Source organism: Micromonospora sp. DT47 (genome assembly GCF_049844475.1).
Taxonomy (GTDB): Bacteria; Actinomycetota; Actinomycetes; order Mycobacteriales; family Micromonosporaceae; genus Micromonospora.
In genome coordinates, this window is record NZ_JBNCLC010000013.1 from 40,071 (window position 1) to 54,937 (window position 14,867).

Annotated in this window: 10 protein-coding genes and 2 tRNA genes; 8 read left to right on the forward strand and 4 right to left on the reverse strand. The window is 70.9% G+C overall.

From position 1 onward, the window contains the following. Positions 1 to 6 precede the first annotated feature (6 nt). The gene (locus ACLQ2U_RS20200; RefSeq protein WP_425752260.1) at positions 7 to 1,017 is read left to right on the forward strand and encodes a sugar phosphate isomerase/epimerase family protein; all 1,011 of its coding nucleotides are present in this window, start codon (positions 7 to 9) and stop codon (positions 1,015 to 1,017) included. Positions 1,018 to 1,112: 95 nt separating this feature from the next. On the opposite strand, the gene ACLQ2U_RS20205 is transcribed toward ACLQ2U_RS20200, so the two are convergent. Then, complete coding sequence (locus ACLQ2U_RS20205; RefSeq protein WP_425752261.1) at positions 1,113 to 3,344, reverse strand: hypothetical protein; 2,232 nt, start codon at positions 3,342 to 3,344, stop codon at positions 1,113 to 1,115. 330 nt (positions 3,345 to 3,674) lie between these two features. Between ACLQ2U_RS20205 and ACLQ2U_RS20210 the strand changes: the two genes are divergently transcribed. Genes ACLQ2U_RS20210 through ACLQ2U_RS20220 form a run of 3 tightly spaced genes read left to right on the forward strand, consistent with a single transcriptional unit; the run spans position 3,675 to position 4,953 of the window. Then, a complete protein-coding gene (locus ACLQ2U_RS20210) occupies positions 3,675 to 4,136 on the forward strand; it encodes an SRPBCC domain-containing protein (RefSeq protein ID WP_425752262.1) in 462 nt (153 codons plus the stop codon). Further along, complete coding sequence (locus tag ACLQ2U_RS20215) at positions 4,133 to 4,495, forward strand: ArsR/SmtB family transcription factor (protein WP_425752263.1); 363 nt, start codon at positions 4,133 to 4,135, stop codon at positions 4,493 to 4,495. Before ACLQ2U_RS20210 ends, ACLQ2U_RS20215 begins: the two co-directional genes overlap by 4 nt. A 14-nt stretch (positions 4,496 to 4,509) precedes the next feature. Next, positions 4,510 to 4,953, forward strand: coding sequence for an SRPBCC family protein (locus tag ACLQ2U_RS20220; RefSeq protein ID WP_425752264.1), 444 nt, complete (start codon positions 4,510 to 4,512; stop codon positions 4,951 to 4,953). A gap of 563 nt (positions 4,954 to 5,516) precedes the next feature. Here the strand turns inward: ACLQ2U_RS20220 and ACLQ2U_RS20225 are convergent. The 3 genes from ACLQ2U_RS20225 to ACLQ2U_RS20235 form a co-directional block, all read right to left on the reverse strand. Continuing rightward, the gene (locus ACLQ2U_RS20225) at positions 5,517 to 6,590 is read right to left on the reverse strand and encodes a sugar phosphate isomerase/epimerase family protein (RefSeq protein WP_425752265.1); all 1,074 of its coding nucleotides are present in this window, start codon (positions 6,588 to 6,590) and stop codon (positions 5,517 to 5,519) included. Positions 6,591 to 6,672: 82 nt separating this feature from the next. After that, the gene (locus tag ACLQ2U_RS20230; protein WP_425752266.1) at positions 6,673 to 10,020 is read right to left on the reverse strand and encodes a ThuA domain-containing protein; all 3,348 of its coding nucleotides are present in this window, start codon (positions 10,018 to 10,020) and stop codon (positions 6,673 to 6,675) included. Between the two features lie 256 nt (positions 10,021 to 10,276). Then, a complete protein-coding gene (locus tag ACLQ2U_RS20235) occupies positions 10,277 to 10,663 on the reverse strand; it encodes a hypothetical protein (protein ID WP_425752267.1) in 387 nt (128 codons plus the stop codon). 284 nt (positions 10,664 to 10,947) lie between these two features. On the opposite strand from ACLQ2U_RS20235, the gene ACLQ2U_RS20240 reads away from it, so the two are divergent. From ACLQ2U_RS20240 to ACLQ2U_RS20255, 4 genes are all read left to right on the forward strand, one after another. After that, positions 10,948 to 11,020 (forward strand) — tRNA-Asn (locus ACLQ2U_RS20240). Between the two features lie 216 nt (positions 11,021 to 11,236). Then, positions 11,237 to 13,360 carry an MMPL family transporter gene (locus ACLQ2U_RS20245; RefSeq protein ID WP_425752268.1) on the forward strand — a complete coding sequence of 708 codons (2,124 nt, stop codon included), beginning with the start codon at positions 11,237 to 11,239 and terminating at the stop codon, positions 13,358 to 13,360. After that, positions 13,350 to 14,591, forward strand: coding sequence for an FAD-dependent oxidoreductase (locus ACLQ2U_RS20250; RefSeq protein ID WP_425752269.1), 1,242 nt, complete (start codon positions 13,350 to 13,352; stop codon positions 14,589 to 14,591). Before ACLQ2U_RS20245 ends, ACLQ2U_RS20250 begins: the two co-directional genes overlap by 11 nt. A gap of 126 nt (positions 14,592 to 14,717) precedes the next feature. Beyond that, positions 14,718 to 14,794: transfer RNA gene (locus tag ACLQ2U_RS20255), tRNA-Ile, on the forward strand. Positions 14,795 to 14,867 lie beyond the last annotated feature (73 nt).

Sequence of the window (14,867 nt, forward strand, 5' to 3'; positions counted from 1 at the left end):
CAGACAATGGCGCGACCGATCACGCTCTTCACCGGCCAGTGGGCCGATCTTCCGTTCGACGAGGTCTGCCGGCTCGCCTCCGAGTGGGGCTACGACGGGCTGGAGATCGCCTGCTGGGGCGACCACTTCGAGGTCGACAAGGCCCTCGCCGACGACTCGTACGTCGACCGGAAGCGGGAGACCCTCGCCAAGCACAAGCTGAAGGTCTTCGCCATCTCCAACCACCTGGTCGGCCAGGCCGTCTGCGACCACCCGATCGACGAGCGCCACCAGGACATCCTGCCGGCCCGGATCTGGGGAGACGGCGAGCCCGAAGGGGTACGCCGCCGCGCCGCGGAGGAGATGAAGGACACCGCCCGGGCGGCGGCGAAGCTGGGGGTGGACACCGTCGTCGGCTTCACCGGCTCGTCGATCTGGCACACCCTGGCGATGTTCCCGCCGGTGCCGCCGTCGATGATCGACCGCGGCTACCAGGACTTTGCCGACCGGTGGAACCCGATCCTGGACGTCTTCGACTCCGTCGGGGTGCGGTTCGCCCACGAGGTGCACCCCAGCGAGATCGCCTACGACTACTGGACCACCAAGCGCACGTTGGAGGCGATCGGGCACCGGCCGGCGTTCGGGCTGAACTGGGACCCGTCGCACTTCGTCTGGCAGGAGCTGGACCCGGTGAACTTCATCTTCGACTTCGCCGACCGGATCTACCACGTGGACTGCAAGGACGCGAAGGTCCGCACCGGCGACGGGCGGCGCGGCCGGCTCTCGTCCCACCTGCCCTGGGCGGACCTGCGCCGGGGCTGGGACTTCGTCTCCACCGGCCACGGCGACGTCCCCTGGGAGGACTGCTTCCGGGCGTTGAACGCGATCGGCTACGCCGGCCCGATCTCGATCGAGTGGGAGGACGCCGGCATGGACCGGCTGGTCGGCGCGCCCGAGGCGCTCCAGTTCGTCCGCCGGCTCGCCTTCGACGCCCCGGCGGCCGCCTTCGACGCCGCGTTCAGCAGCAGCCGGGACTGATCCCGGCGTGCCCGGGGCCGACCCGGCCCCGGGCACGCCGCACTGACCGACTCCGGTGCGCCGACGGTGCGCTGCCCGACGGGCGGATGCCGAATTCATCGCCCGGCCGGTGGGTCGGCCCGACGAGGCCCTGGGTCCATCGACTTGCGGAGGCGCTCGACCAGCTCGCGCACCGCCTCGGTGAACGGCTGGTCGGACTCGCAGGGCCGGTGTCCCTGGATCGGCGGTGGGACGCTGTCGCCAGGTGGAGCCACCACATCGGCGGGATCTCGCAGCCGGCGGTCCACCGTTGCCGCTGGGCGGCCGACGGTGACCGGCGCGGCTGGCCGGTGGGCGGAGAAGATCCAGCCGCCGATGGGGTCGGTGTCGCGCCACAGGTTCACCCACCGCCAGTCGACTCGAGCGCCGATCTCGTGCAGCACCTCGTCGTCGATGTAGGCGGGGAAGAGCCGGGCGTAGAGCCGGCGCAGCGGTGACCCGTGGGTGAGCAGGGCGACCCGGCTGCTGACCCGGGGCGGCAACTGGAGCACCGTCGCGGCGGCCAGGACCGAACCGTGGCTGTTTGCGGTGAGCAGCACCGCGTTGCCTCGTCCGACCAGGTACGTGATCCGTCGGGTCAGCTCCGGCACGGCCCGCTCGGCGTAGCAGGGCGGCGCGAACGGGTGGGCGGCCCGGGGCCAGAACGTGCCCAGGTCCCACAGGACGCCGACGTGGCGCCGGAACTCGACGGTCCGGTAGGCGAAGATTCCGCCGACGATCAGGCTGAGGATGATCGCCGCGATCACCCAGCTGCCGAACGCGATGCCGAAGATGACCACGTCAGACGGCACCCCTGCGTACCGCTCCACGGCGTCGCCCGGCAGCTCCAGTAGGCCGATGGTGGTGGTGGCCGTGCCGATTCCGGCGAGGCAGGCGTAGACCACGGCCAGCGGTATCAGTGTTTCGGTGAACCGAGCCTGGGCTATCGCCTTCTGCACCTGCCGCAGCCGGGGCCGGGCCTCCGCCGGTGGGTCCGGGTAGTCGCGCGCGACAATTGCCGCCGCGGCGCGGAACCGGCCGCGTCGGGAGATCAGGGTCACCAGGCCCACGACCACCAGCGTGAAAAGTACCGCCCGGAAGAAGCCCAAGATCGCCCAGGTGTACGCCTGCGGCGGACCGGCGGCCAAGCCCGCTGCGGTCTGCGCGTCGCGGTCCAGGAAGTCCGCCACCCGGTAGATCAGCTCGGCGGAGAACGCCACCGCCAGACTGATCGCTGAGGCCGCGATCACCAGCGCGCCCAGCCCGAGCAGCGGCGTGGCATCCGGCTGGCGGTCCCGGCGCCAGAGCAGCACCGCGCCCAGGGCGGCCAGCAGGGTCGTCTGGGTGACGAACAGCCAGGTGAGGATTGAGTCGTAGCCGGGTAGGCCGCCCCCCTCGTGCCATGGCGCCGGGCTGGCCAGGACGTGGGCCGTGACCACGATGGTCAGGACGACGGCGATCGTCCGCAGCGTGCGGGTGATCCGGTCGAGTCGCCGGTCCGCGGCGGCCCGGTCGATCAGCGGGGGCGTGCAGAGCAGGACCACACAGGTGGCCAGGACCGTCCCGGTGACGACCGCCAGCGCGATCGTGCCGGCCGAGGCCCCGGTTGAGACCCGGGCGGCGAGCAGAGTGACGTCCAGTGTCGCGAACGCCGCCGCGACGTGGATGGAGCGCAGCCGACCCACCAGCGGCTCGGCGTCCCACTGACCGACCGCGCTGAGCCGATGCCCGGAGACCTCCTTCTCGGGAGCGCGAAACGCGTCGAACACCCTCCCTGGGCGCGCACTGGCCCGCCAGACCAGGCCGATGGCAGCGGCCGGAACCAGCGCGAGTACCGCCAGCCGCAGCCCGACCGGTTGCCCACCCAACCAGGACAACCAACTGCGCCCGGCCAGGCAGCGTGGCGAGCTCATACACTTCCACGCGATCAGGTCCAGCGCGACGCCGGCGATGGCAAGCACATACAGCGCGGTGAGAGTGAGCGCCAGCAATCGGCACAGGGATCGGACCATCGCGTCGGAACCAGGGTTCGCCGGGCGCATCCAGATCGCCACGTTGACCAGCATGAACGGCAGCAGGAACACCAGCGACAGGGTTCGGACCATGGTTCCGGAGGGCAGGTCACCCCAGTGGTACGCCTCCAGCGTCACCCGGCCGCCGCCGCTGGTGCCCGAATAGCGGCGGCGGGGTCGGTAGAAGCCCCCACTGCGGTCGCCCGCGACCTGCTCGATCTGCGGCAGGTCCGACACCTGGTCGGCGCTCGCGCTGGCGGCCCCATGTACCCGCAGCTCCACCACGTCATCGGACATCCCCGGCCCGCTCAACCGCGCTGATGCATCCGACATCGGCCCCCCGAGCCGTCTTGGCGGTCCAAACCGGGTGAACCTGGCCGAGGACCGCCCCGCCTCGTGGCGGTCTACCCCACCCGGCCGGGCCCAACCGTCGGACACCAGGACCGGTGCCGCCTGGCCCGAGGGTGCAAACGACGGCTGCCGTTCAGCGCGGCCCGGGGCTGCGAAAGCCGGCGGCCAGCGATCAGTCGCCGAGCCGGGCCACGCCGTCATGCAACTAACGGTTGCACATGTCCCGGCAGGTCGGCTAGCGTGATACGCAACCAAACGTTGCAGAAGGTGGCGAGGATGGAATTCGGAACGATCGAGCGGGAGATCCACATCGACGCCTCACCCGAGGTTGTCTTCGACGTGGTGAGCAGTCCCGAGCACCTGCGCGAGTGGTGGCCGGACGAGGCGCAGTTCCCGGCCGTGCCCGGGGGAGCGGGGCGGATCGGCTTCGGGGACTGCTCGCAGGGCGGCACCTGGGTGCAGTTCGCGGTCGTCGACGCCGTGCCGCCGCGGCTCTTCTCCTTCCGGTGGACCCACGAGGAGGGGGAGGCCGCCGCCCCGGGCAACTCGCTCCTGGTCGTCTTCGAGCTCGAGCCCGCCGGGAGAGGGACGCTCCTGCGGATGACCGAGAGCGGCTTCCGCGAGCGCGGCTGGGACGAGGCAAAGCTCGCCGCCGAGTACGGCGCGCACGTCACCGGCTGGGACTTCTACCTGCCGCGGCTGCCGGCGTACGCCGCGAAGGTCGGAGCGGGCGCATGAGTGTGATGGTGGACGACGACCTCTGGTCGGCGGTCGGCGACCCGACCCGGCGCCGGATGCTCGACCTGCTGCTGAGCGAAGGCAGCGGGACGGCGACCAGCCTGAGCGAGCACCTGCCGGTGACCCGTCAGGCGGTGGCGAAGCACCTCGTCGTCCTCGACCGGGTCGGCCTGGTGCACGTCACCACCGCCGGCCGCGAGAAGCAGTTCCGCGTCGATCAGGCCCAGCTCGCCCGCGCCGTCGCCCAGCTCGCCGACGTCGGCGCTGCTTGGGACTCCCGTCTCCAGCGCATCAAGCGCATCGCCGAGACGATCCAGCGCGGCAAGGACACGAACAACGAGATCGAGAAGAAGCAGTAGAGAGGAACACGGAGATGGCAGACATCCTTCACCGCATCGGCGTCGAGCAGTCCTCGCCGGAGCAGGTGTACGACGCGCTCACCACCCTGGACGGCTTGTCCGGCTGGTGGACCGAGAAGACGTCGGGGGAGACCGACGTCGGCGGCGTGATCGAGTTCCGGTTCGGGTCGGGCGGGTTCGACATGAAGGTCGCCGAGCTCGATCCGGGCCGGCTCGTCCGCTGGGACGTCGTGGACGGACCGCAGGAGTGGATCGGCACCAGCGTGCAGTGGGACCTCCGTCAGGACGGCGACTACACGATCGTGCTGTTCAAGCACGAGGGCTGGCGTGAGCCGGTCGAGTTCATGCACCACTGCAGCACCAAGTGGGGCACCTTCCTGATGAGCCTCAAGCAGCTCCTCGAGACCGGGGAAGGTGCCCCCGAGCCGCGCGACGTGAAGATCAGCGACTGGCACTGACCCGGCGACGCCCGAGGAGGATTGCGACGACGCCGATCAGCAGGCCGGTCAGTGCCGCCGGCGGGGAGGGGTTGTCCGTCGGGTTTGGCGTTCGAGCGCTCGGACCGCTCCGGCAATGGCTCGCCGAGGCCGACATCGCCCTCGCGCCTCTTCTCCCTGCTCGACACCCGCGGTATCGCCGTCGTTCGGTCCGTTCAGCCAGGTGCGGACGCCGGCCAGTGCGGTGGGGCCGTGGTCCTCGTCGACACTCCTGGCGAGGTCCGCGACGGATATCGCCTGCAGGGCCGCACGCCAGGCGGGCTCGGCGCTGGCCATCGCGCGGGCAATCGCGCACGGCCGCGTGCAGGCCTGCTGCGGTGTCGCCAGGGGGCCCCGCTGGCGGATCTCGGTGCAGACGAAGGCAGGCTGGGATCCGTCCACGGCCGCGACGACGTCGAGGACAGTGATCAGTTCGGGCGATGACCTCCATCCGGAATCTGCCACACCCGCGTCACAGCCGCGTGACGGGAGGGGCCGCACCCGGTTTCCCGGACGCGGCCCCTCCGTTGCTCCAGTCGGGTCGGTCAGCCCCGCAGACCCGACATGTGCTGGTAGCTGATCTCCGCGTAGCGCAGCGAGCGACCGGGATCGGCGGTGCCGCCGGGCGCGTTGTCCTGCTCCCACATCGGGTTGTGGTAGCCCTTCGCGCCCATGTTGGCGAAGAAGTTGCCGTAGTCGATGTCGCCCTGGCCGAGCGGCACCATGTCGTATCCGGCGGAGTTGGCCGGGTTGAACGCGCCGTCCTTGGCGTGGAACAGCGGGAACCGGTTGGTCCGCGCCGCCACCGTGGCCAGCGGGTCGAAGATGTTCGTCTGCGTCACGCCGTCCGGGTCGGTGTAGCTGCGGAACCGGTGCTGGGCCACGTGCGCCCAGTAGATGTCCATCTCGAACCAGACGTGCTCCGGGTTGGTGAGGCCGAAGAAGTACTCCAGCTTCCGGACGCCGGAGGACCGGGTCGGCCGGCCCAGCGCGTCCAGCGGCCCGCTGTCCAGCAGGAAGTTGTACGCCGCGTCGTGGTTGTGGGTGTAGAGCTTCAGCCCCCGGGCGGCGGCGATCTCGCCGAGGGTGTTCCAGCGGTCCGCGGCGGCGTCCCAGTCCGCCTTGTAGTTGCTGCCGGTCGGGTCACCGCCGGTGCCGATGTGCGTCATGCCGAGCGTCTCGGCGATGTCCAACTGCTGCTCGAAGGCGGCGAGGGTGTCCGGCGTGATGGTGCTCGGGACGGAGGCGTGCGAGCCGTTGGCCCGCAGCCCGTTGTCGTCCAGGATCTTGCGGATCTCCGCCGCGGTGATCTGTCGGCCCAGGATGGAGGTGTTCTGGTTGTAGCCGGCGAACTCAACCTCCTTGTAGCCGATCTCGGCGAGCCGGCCGAGCACCCGCTCGAAGCCGTACGGCACCCCGCTGGCGTCCGGAGCGGCGCCGATCCGGTCCCGGACGCTGTAGAGGATGATGCCCCGCTTGCCGGTCGGGACGAGCAGGCCGTTGCCCTCCGCAGCGGCGGAGGGGGCCCAGCCCGCAGCGCCGACGGCGACCGCTCCGGCCGCCCCGGCGAGGGTGCCGAGCATCCGGCGACGGCTCATTCCGTGCTGTGTGTGGTTCATCTGCTGGCTGCCTTTCCGTGCTGACTGGTGATGGCTGGTGCTCGGGTGGGGCCACCGGCGGTGGCCCCACCCGGGGCGGTCGTCACGGGGTGACGCCGATGCCCTGACCGGTGAGCTCGACCCAGTTGAGGTTGCCGAAGCCGCTGGCCGGACCACCGGGGACGGTGGTGAACACCAGGTAGAGCTTGTGCGTGCCGCCCGGGTCGGTGAACGGCACGGTGGTGCTGGTGAAGGCGTTGTTTCCGCTGGTGGCGTTGACCGTGGCGGTGGTCAGCAGTGGGCCGGTGGGTGAGTCGAGCCGGAACTCGACGCCGAACCGGGGCTGCCCGGCGGTGGCCGCGCTGCCGCCGGAGGTACGCAGCGTCACCGACTGCATGTTCTTCAGGTTCACGGTGTTGTTGATCGCGAGCCAGTCGCCGTTGTCGAGGCTGCCGCGCTGCTGGCCGCCGCCGGTGTCGGCGCTGGTGCCGACCGTGGTGCCGGACTCGCCAGCGGCGAACTCGACCTCCTGCCGCTTGGCCTGGACGATCTGCTGGTCCACCGTGGTCAGCGCCGGCTGCCCGTTCGCCCCGCTGTCGGTGTACGACGCGCTCACCACGCCGTAGATGTAGCCGCCGTGCGAGGCGTCGTCCGCGTCGGTGGGCAGCACCCCGGAGCAGCCGAACTGGTTGGCCTCACCGTGGCCGTGCTGGTCGTGCCCGAGGACGAAGGTCACCTCGACCTTGGCGCAGTCGACCGGCCCGTCCTCCGGGTCGGTGACGGTCACCGACCAGGGGATGTCGTCGCCCCAGCTGAAGAAGCCGCCCTCGAGCGGGGTGGTGACGGTGACGGTCGGCGCGGTGTTGCCGACCGTGATGGTGGTGTTCGCCGAGGCCGTCTTGCCGCTGGAGTCGGTCACCGTCAGCCGGGCGGTGTAGACGCCGTTGCTGGTGTAGGTGTGCGACGGGTTCGGGTCGATCGAGTCGGTGGTGCCGTTACCGTCGAAGTCCCAGGCGAACGAGATCGAGTCGGCCGGGTCCGGGTCTTTCGAACCCTCGCTGGAGAAGGCCACGGTCAGCGGCGCGATGCCGTTGGTCGGGGTGGCCGTCAGCACGGCGTTCGGCGCCCGCAGGCCCTTGACGTAGCTGAACTTGACCATCGCCGCGTCCGGATTGACGGCGAAGAAACCGTCGCCGTACGTCAGCAGGTAGAAGTTGCCGTCCGCGCCCCAGCGCATGTCCATCGGGTTGTCGCAGAGGAATGGCTTGGTCGGGGTGGTGGGCGCCTGGCCACAGTTCAGCACGTTGTTGATCTTCAGGATGTCACCCTTGTCGTCCAGCCGGACCTCCTTGAGGGTGTCCCGGGTGAACTCGCCGAAGAAGATCGCGCCGTCGTAGTACTCGGGGAACTTCGTCTCCGACCTCAGCTCCGGGTCGAAGTCGTACTTCGCCGCGCCGTGCGGGCCGACACCGCCCGTGCCGAGCTCGGGGAAGAGCACCGGACAGGTCTGCGTCGGGGTCGACAGGTACGACTCCGGGCACGGGGTAGGCGCCTGGAACGAGTACCACAGCTCGGACTTCTCCACCGCCGGCAGATCGGTGAGGCCGGTGTTGTGCCGGGAGGTGTTCTTCGGCGCCGCGCAGTCGAAGGGTGCGATCGGAGAGATCGGGCTGGTGGTCCAGTCCATCTCGATGTACGGCAGGTTCGGCTGGACGCACATCGGCCAGCCGTAGTTCGCCGGCTCGTCGACCACCATCATCCGGCCGGTGCCCGCCGGCCCGCGGCCGACCGCGGCGGTCGAGGAGTCGGGGGAGTAGTCGGTGATGTAGGCGACGTCGTTCTTGTCGAGGGTGATCCGGAACGGGTTCCGGAAGCCCATCGCGTAGATCTCCGGGCGGGTCTTCCCGGTGCCGGCCGGGAAGAGGTTGCCCGACGGCGCGGTGTACGAACCGTCCGCCCCCACCGTGATCCGCAGGATCTTGCCGCGCAGGTCGTTGGTGTTGGCGGAGCTGCGTCGGGCGTCCACGAAGGGCGCCTGGTAGACGCCGGTGGCGCTGACCGAGTCGTTGTGCGGCGAGAAGCCGCCGGAGCCGCCGCCACCGGCCGGGGTGTCGTCCCCGGTGACCAGCCAGAGGTTGTTCTTCGAGTCGAACGCGATGTCACCGGCTACGTGGCAGCAGGCCCCCCGGTCCACCGGCACCTGGAGGATCTTCTGCTCGGTGCTCACATCGAGCGACGGGGTCTCCCCGTCGACGAACTTGAACCGGGAGAGCTGGAAGTAACCCTTCCACTGGTCCCAGGCCGTCGGGTCGGTGCTGGTGGTCGGCGCGCCACCGGCCGGCGTGTCCAACAGGGGCGCGTAGTAGAGGTAGACCCACTTGTTGTTGGCGAAGTCGTTGTCGATCGCCGGGCCGTACATCCCGTCCTCGCTGTGGGTGTAGACCGGGATCTGGGCCAGCACGGTGGTCGCGTTGCCCTCCGGGTCGTGCAGGCGTACGCCGCCACGCCGGTCGGTCTGGATCACCCGGCCGTCGGGGAGCACGTCGAAGCCGATCGGCTCGTTGACGTTGGGCTGCGCCCCGACCACCGTCATCTGGTAGTTGGCCAGCACGGTCGCGCCGCAGTCGCCGTCGGTCACCCCGGCCGCCCACTGGATCGCCCCGCCCAGGTGGGCGCGCAGGTCGGTGCTGCCGAAACTCTCCGGCGTCGCGCCGAGTCCGGTGTAGAAGGACCGGCCGCCCTGGTAGTCCTTGCACCAGGTCACCGGGTGGTCGTGGCCCATGGTGCCGCCGGTGTACGTCTTTTCGTCCACCGTGGCCAGTACGTGCGAGAAGCCCCGAACGTTGGCCGCGAAGTTGTACCAGCGGTCGGTGGTGCTCCAGCGTTGCGGCAGGGTCTCCGAGGCGGGGTGGACCCGGTCGGCGACGGTGACCGTCGCGCTGCTCACCCCGGAGGCGGTGGTGGCCCGGGTGCCGAGCACATCGGTGAGGAAGGACCACTCGGGCTCCGCCTCGATGGCGGAGTGGACGCCGAGGAAGCCGCCACCGTCGCGGTAGTACTGCTCGAAGGCGCTCTGCTGGGCGTTGGTCAGCACGTCGCCCGCGGTGTTGAGGAAGACCACCGCGCGGAACTGCTTGAGGTGCGACTCGTCGAACTTGCGGGGGTCGTTGGTGACCTCGACCGTGAACCGGCGGTCGCGGCCCAGTTGCTTGATCGCCTCCACCCCGGCGGCGGTGGCGGCGTGACTGCCGCCGACGGAGCGGGTGAAGACGAGCACCTTGTACCCGATGCCGTTGCTGATCGGCGCCGGCGTGGCGAGCGCCGGAGCGGTGAGTGTCGGCGCGGCGAGCGCCGGGGTCGGCTGCCGCTCTGCCGTCGCGACGAGCGTCGCGGCGACGAGGGCGAGCAGGCTGAGATGGGTGGCGGCCCTGCGGCCGAATTGTCTGCGCATCGAACCTCGCTCTGGTCGGGCGGGTCCGCCTCAGCCGGGACGAGGGCTGAGGAGGTCGCTGGAGGTGACGAGAGCCTGGCCAGGTTCTACGCAGGACGATATTTGCGTACTAGAGGAAAGAGAAGAGGTTGGAGGCAAAAGTTTTCGATGAACCGCTCAAACTTTTGCTTCAGATCAGCAAAAGTCCGAGATGGATCGTTCGGGCACACGAAAGCGGGCCGGTCGCCCGACGGCGACCGGCCCGCTGTTCGATGGGTCAGAGGGTGCTGGCGTTGGTGCCCGTGCCGGACGGCTTCGTCCGCGGGGCGGTGGTGGTCGACGACGAGCTGGTGGAGCTGCCCGACTTCGCGCCGACGGTGGCCGGCGTGCCCGCGAAGGCGTCGTCCGCCGCGGTCAGCTCCTGCTTGCTGCCGTTGCCACTGCCCAGCTTCTCGCCCAGCTTGGACTGGCCGAGCTTGTCCTTGCCCTCGCTGTAGAGTCGGGTCGCCTGGGCCTGCGCGACGCCCGCCGCCTCCTGGACGGTCGGGTGGTCGAGCACCTTGCGGCCCCGGACGACCAGCTCCTCGTACTTCTCCCGGCCGGCACGGGCGCCCAGGACGAAGCCCGCAGCCAGCCCGCCAAGAAACATGATCTTTCCGCGCATGGCGGCTCCTTCCGTACCTGACGCTCCGCCGTTCCCGCCCGGGACACCCGGTCGGGACCGACCATTTCGCGCCTAGTCCTCTGTCGGCAGCTAACTACCCATCCTGCTCCGCTCTCATACCTGGTTGTGCCGGGATGACGATTTGTCCGTATTATTCTTGGCCGCCGCGGATCCGGCCCGGGGCGGACCGGAGGGGGTAACCCCCTGGACCGGACCCCCCGAGAATCCTGTACTCTTGTGCCGTCGCCGAGCGCCGGAGGGATCCGGAGCGCGGTGACAAGCGGTCCCCCGTAGCTCAATTGGCAGAGCAGCCGGCTGTTAACCGGCAGGTTTTTGGTTCGAGTCCAAACGGGGGAGCTCAGCTCCACTCGCGCCCGTCGGCCCCGCCGGCGGGCGTTTCTCGTTCCCGCTCCTGCCGCCGCCGCGGGCTCCCGACCCTGCCGGATCGCGCGGGGGTGCGTGCGTGACGCCCGGTTTCCGCCCCGTCGGGCGCGCTCGGCCGGCAGGATGGTCGATGTCGACTTGGACTTCCCGCTGCGTCGATTGATGCGTCGATTCAAAGGGTGGGTGGAGATGGCCGGAAGACCGGGCCGCGGCACGGCCACGCTGATCGCGGTGCTGGTCGTCCTCGGCTGGCTGGTGGTCGGCGGCATCGCCGGGCCGTACTCGGGCAAGTTGGGTGACGTCGCGACCAACGACAACGCCTCGTTCCTGCCCACCGACGCCGAGGCCACCCGGGCCCAGGATCTGGCCGCCGGCTTCGTGGAGAAGGAGACCATCCCGGCACTGGTGGTCTACGAGCGCGCCTCCGGCATCACCGAGGCCGACAAGCGGCGCGCCGCCTCGGACGCCGCCCGGTTCGCCCAGATCCAGGGCGTGGCCGGTCCGCTGCCCCCGCCGATCCCCAGCCAGGACGGCCAGGCCCTGCAGGTGGTCGTGCCAGTCGACGCCGTCGAGGGCGAGCAGATCGGCCAGGTGGTCGACGAGCTGCGCCGCATCGCCGGCGAAAACCGGGACGGCCTCACCGTCGACGTCGCCGGCCCGGCCGGCCTGCTCGCCGACCTGATCGAGGTCTTCACCGCGATCGACGGGCCGCTGCTGCTGGTCACCCTGGTGGTGGTGCTGATCATCCTGCTGATCGTCTACCGCAGCCCGGTGCTCTGGATCTTCCCGCTGCTCGCCGCCGGGATGTCGTACTCGGTGGCGTCGGTCTTCGTCTACCACCTCGCCAAGAACGACGTGATCAAGCTCAACGGGCAGGCGCAGGGCATCCTCACCGTGCTGGTCTTCGGCGCCGGCACCGACTACGCGTTGCTGCTGATCGCCCGCTACCGGGAGGAACTGCACCGGCACGAGCGCCCCCGGGACGCGATGAAGACCGCCTGGCGGGGCGCCGCACCGGCGATCGTCGCCTCCGGCGCCACCGTCATCGTCAGCTTGCTCTGCCTGCTGCTGTCCAGCCTGAACTCCAACCGGGCGCTCGGCCCGGTGGCCGCCATCGGCATCGCCGCCACGCTGGTCGTGATGCTCACCTTCCTGCCCTCGCTGCTGCTGCTCGGCGGCCGGTGGGCGTTCTGGCCGCGTACGCCGAGGGCCGACGAGGCCGACCCGCAGACCGAGCATGGCATCTGGAGCCGGATCGCCGGCTTCGTCGCCCGGCGGGCGCGGACGGTCTGGCTGGTCACCGCCGTGGTGCTGGCCCTGCTCACCCTCGGCCTGACCCAGCTCCGCGCCACCACCCTCGGCCAGTCCGACCTGTTCACCAACCGCACCGACTCGGTCGCCGGCCAGGAGGTGATCGCCCGGCACTACCCGGCCGGCACCGGCAGCCCGGCGACCATCTTCACCACACAGGAGGCCGCCCGGCAGGTCGCCCAGGTGGCACAGGGCGTGCCCGGCGTCGCCGCGGTCCGCCCGGTCACCGGCAGCCAGGCCGGGCCGCCCGACCCGAACGCGCAGCCCACGGTGGTCGACGGGAAGGTGCAGCTGGAGGCCACCCTGACCGACCCGCCGGACAGCGACGGCGCCGAGCGGACCATCCGTGAGCTCCGCGAGGCGGTGCACGAGGTGCCCGGCTCCGACTCGGTGGTCGGCGGATTCACCGCGATCAACGTGGACACCTCCGACGCGTCCACCCGGGACCGCAACGTGATCATCCCGGTGGTGCTGGTGGTGATCGCGGTCATCCTGGCCCTGCTGCTGCGCGCCCTGCTCGCCCCGGTGCTGCTCATCGCGACCGTGCTGCTGTCGTTCCTCGCCACGCTCGGCCTCTGCGCACTGATCTTCACGTACCTCTTCGACTTCCCCGGGGTCGACGCGTCCTTCCCGCTGTTCGCGTTCGTCTTCCTGGTCGCCCTCGGCATCGACTACAACATCTTCCTGATGAGCCGGGTCCGCGAGGAGTCGGTCAAGCGGGGCACCCGGGCCGGCGTGCTGGCCGGCCTCGCCGTCACCGGCGGGGTGATCACCTCCGCCGGCATCGTGCTCGCCGCGACCTTCTCCGCGCTCGCGGTACTCCCGCTGGTGGTGCTGGTGGAGCTGGGTACGGCGGTCGCGGTTGGCGTACTCCTGGACACCATCGTGGTCCGCTCGCTGCTGGTGCCCGCGCTGTCGTACGACATCGGGCCGAAGATCTGGTGGCCGGGCCGGCTGTCCCGCGCGGCCCGGAGCGACGCGGAGGCCCATCGTGCTCGCTGAGACGGACGTCGTCATCGTCGGCGGCGGCCTCGCCGGGCTGGCCGCCGCCCGGCGGCTGCACCGCGCCGGCGTGCCCTGGCGGCTGCTGGAGGCGGGCGACCGGCTCGGCGGCCGGGTCGCCACCGACCCGGTCGACGGCTACCTGCTCGACCGCGGCTTCCAGGTGCTGAACACCGTCTACCCGCGGCTGGGCACCCTGGTCGACGTGGCCGCCCTGGACCTGGGCTGGTTCACCTCCGGCGTGCTGGTCCGCCGCGGCGACCGGCTGGACCGGCTCGTCAACCCGCTGCGCGAGCCCGCCGGGGCGCCCGGCACCGCGCTGGCCGGGGTGGGATCGCTGCTCGACCGGCTGCGCTTCGCCACGCTCGCCACCGGCTGCGCCACCCTGCCGAAGAGCCGCCTGCTCAGCGCGACCGAGACCACCACCGAGGCGGCGCTGCGCCGGGCCGGGCTCTCCGACACCATCATCGAGGAGCTGATCCGGCCGTTCCTCTCCGGCGTCCTCATCGACCGCGAGCTGGAGACCTCCAGCCACGTGCTGGCGATGATCCTGCGCTCGTTCGCCCGCGGGCGGATCGGCCTGCCCGCGCGGGGGATGGCCGCGCTGCCCCGGGCCGTCGCCGACCCGCTGCCCGCCGACCTGATCGAGCTGGACACCCCGGTCGCCGAGGTCGCGCCCGGCCGGGTCCGCACCCAGGCCGGCGACATCGGCTGCCGGGCCGTCGTGGTCGCCGTCGACCCGCCGGCGGCGGCCACCCTGCTGCCGGCGCTGGCGCGGGTACGCATGCACAGCTACACCACGTACTACCACAGCACCCACGCCGCACCGCTGGACGAGCCGATCCTGCTGATCGACGGCGAACGCCGGGAGATGGTGGCCAACACCGTGGTGATCAGCAAGGCCGCGCCGACGTACGCGCCGGCCGGGTGGCACCTGGTGGCCACCTCGGTGGTCGGGCCGTCCGCCCCGCCCGAGCCGGCGATCCGGCGCGAGCTGGACCGGCTCTACGGGCGCTCCACCGCGGACTGGGAACACCTGACCACCGTGTCGGTCCCCGACGCGCTGCCCGCCGCGCCGCCGCCGCAGCAGCGGCTGCGCAAGCCGGTGGCGCTGGGTGACGGGCTCTTCGTCTGCGGGGACCACCGGGACAGCCCGTCGATCCAGGGGGCGCTGGCCAGCGGGTGGCGGACCGCGGGGGCGGTGCTGGCGGAGCTGCGCGCGGCGGGCTGAACGGGGCCTCGTCCGGCCGCTGCTGACTGTTATTCTCGCGTAGCCCATCGTGCCGGTCCGCCGTTTTCCTGCCGGTTCGGTGGTGGCCGGTGATCCGGCGAGCGGGTTACGATCCGGCGCGGTATCGGGGCGGTAGCTCAGCGGGTTAGAGCAGGGGACTCATAATCCCTCGGTCGCGGGTTCGAGTCCCGCCCGCCCCACCACGCGAAAGCCCTGGTCAGGCATGGTGACGGCGACCCGGACGAACCGCGTCAAGATCCGGACCAACGCCGTTGC

Coding starts and splice junctions, on each gene's coding strand:
- ACLQ2U_RS20200 (WP_425752260.1), top strand. CDS start 7: ATGGCGCGACCGATCACGCTCTTCACCGGCCAGTGGGCCGATCTTCCG.
- ACLQ2U_RS20205 (WP_425752261.1), bottom strand. CDS start 3,344: ATGTCCGATGACGTGGTGGAGCTGCGGGTACATGGGGCCGCCAGCGCG.
- ACLQ2U_RS20210 (WP_425752262.1), top strand. CDS start 3,675: ATGGAATTCGGAACGATCGAGCGGGAGATCCACATCGACGCCTCACCC.
- ACLQ2U_RS20215 (WP_425752263.1), top strand. CDS start 4,133: ATGAGTGTGATGGTGGACGACGACCTCTGGTCGGCGGTCGGCGACCCG.
- ACLQ2U_RS20220 (WP_425752264.1), top strand. CDS start 4,510: ATGGCAGACATCCTTCACCGCATCGGCGTCGAGCAGTCCTCGCCGGAG.
- ACLQ2U_RS20225 (WP_425752265.1), bottom strand. CDS start 6,590: ATGAACCACACACAGCACGGAATGAGCCGTCGCCGGATGCTCGGCACC.
- ACLQ2U_RS20230 (WP_425752266.1), bottom strand. CDS start 10,020: ATGCGCAGACAATTCGGCCGCAGGGCCGCCACCCATCTCAGCCTGCTC.
- ACLQ2U_RS20235 (WP_425752267.1), bottom strand. CDS start 10,663: ATGCGCGGAAAGATCATGTTTCTTGGCGGGCTGGCTGCGGGCTTCGTC.
- ACLQ2U_RS20245 (WP_425752268.1), top strand. CDS start 11,237: ATGGCCGGAAGACCGGGCCGCGGCACGGCCACGCTGATCGCGGTGCTG.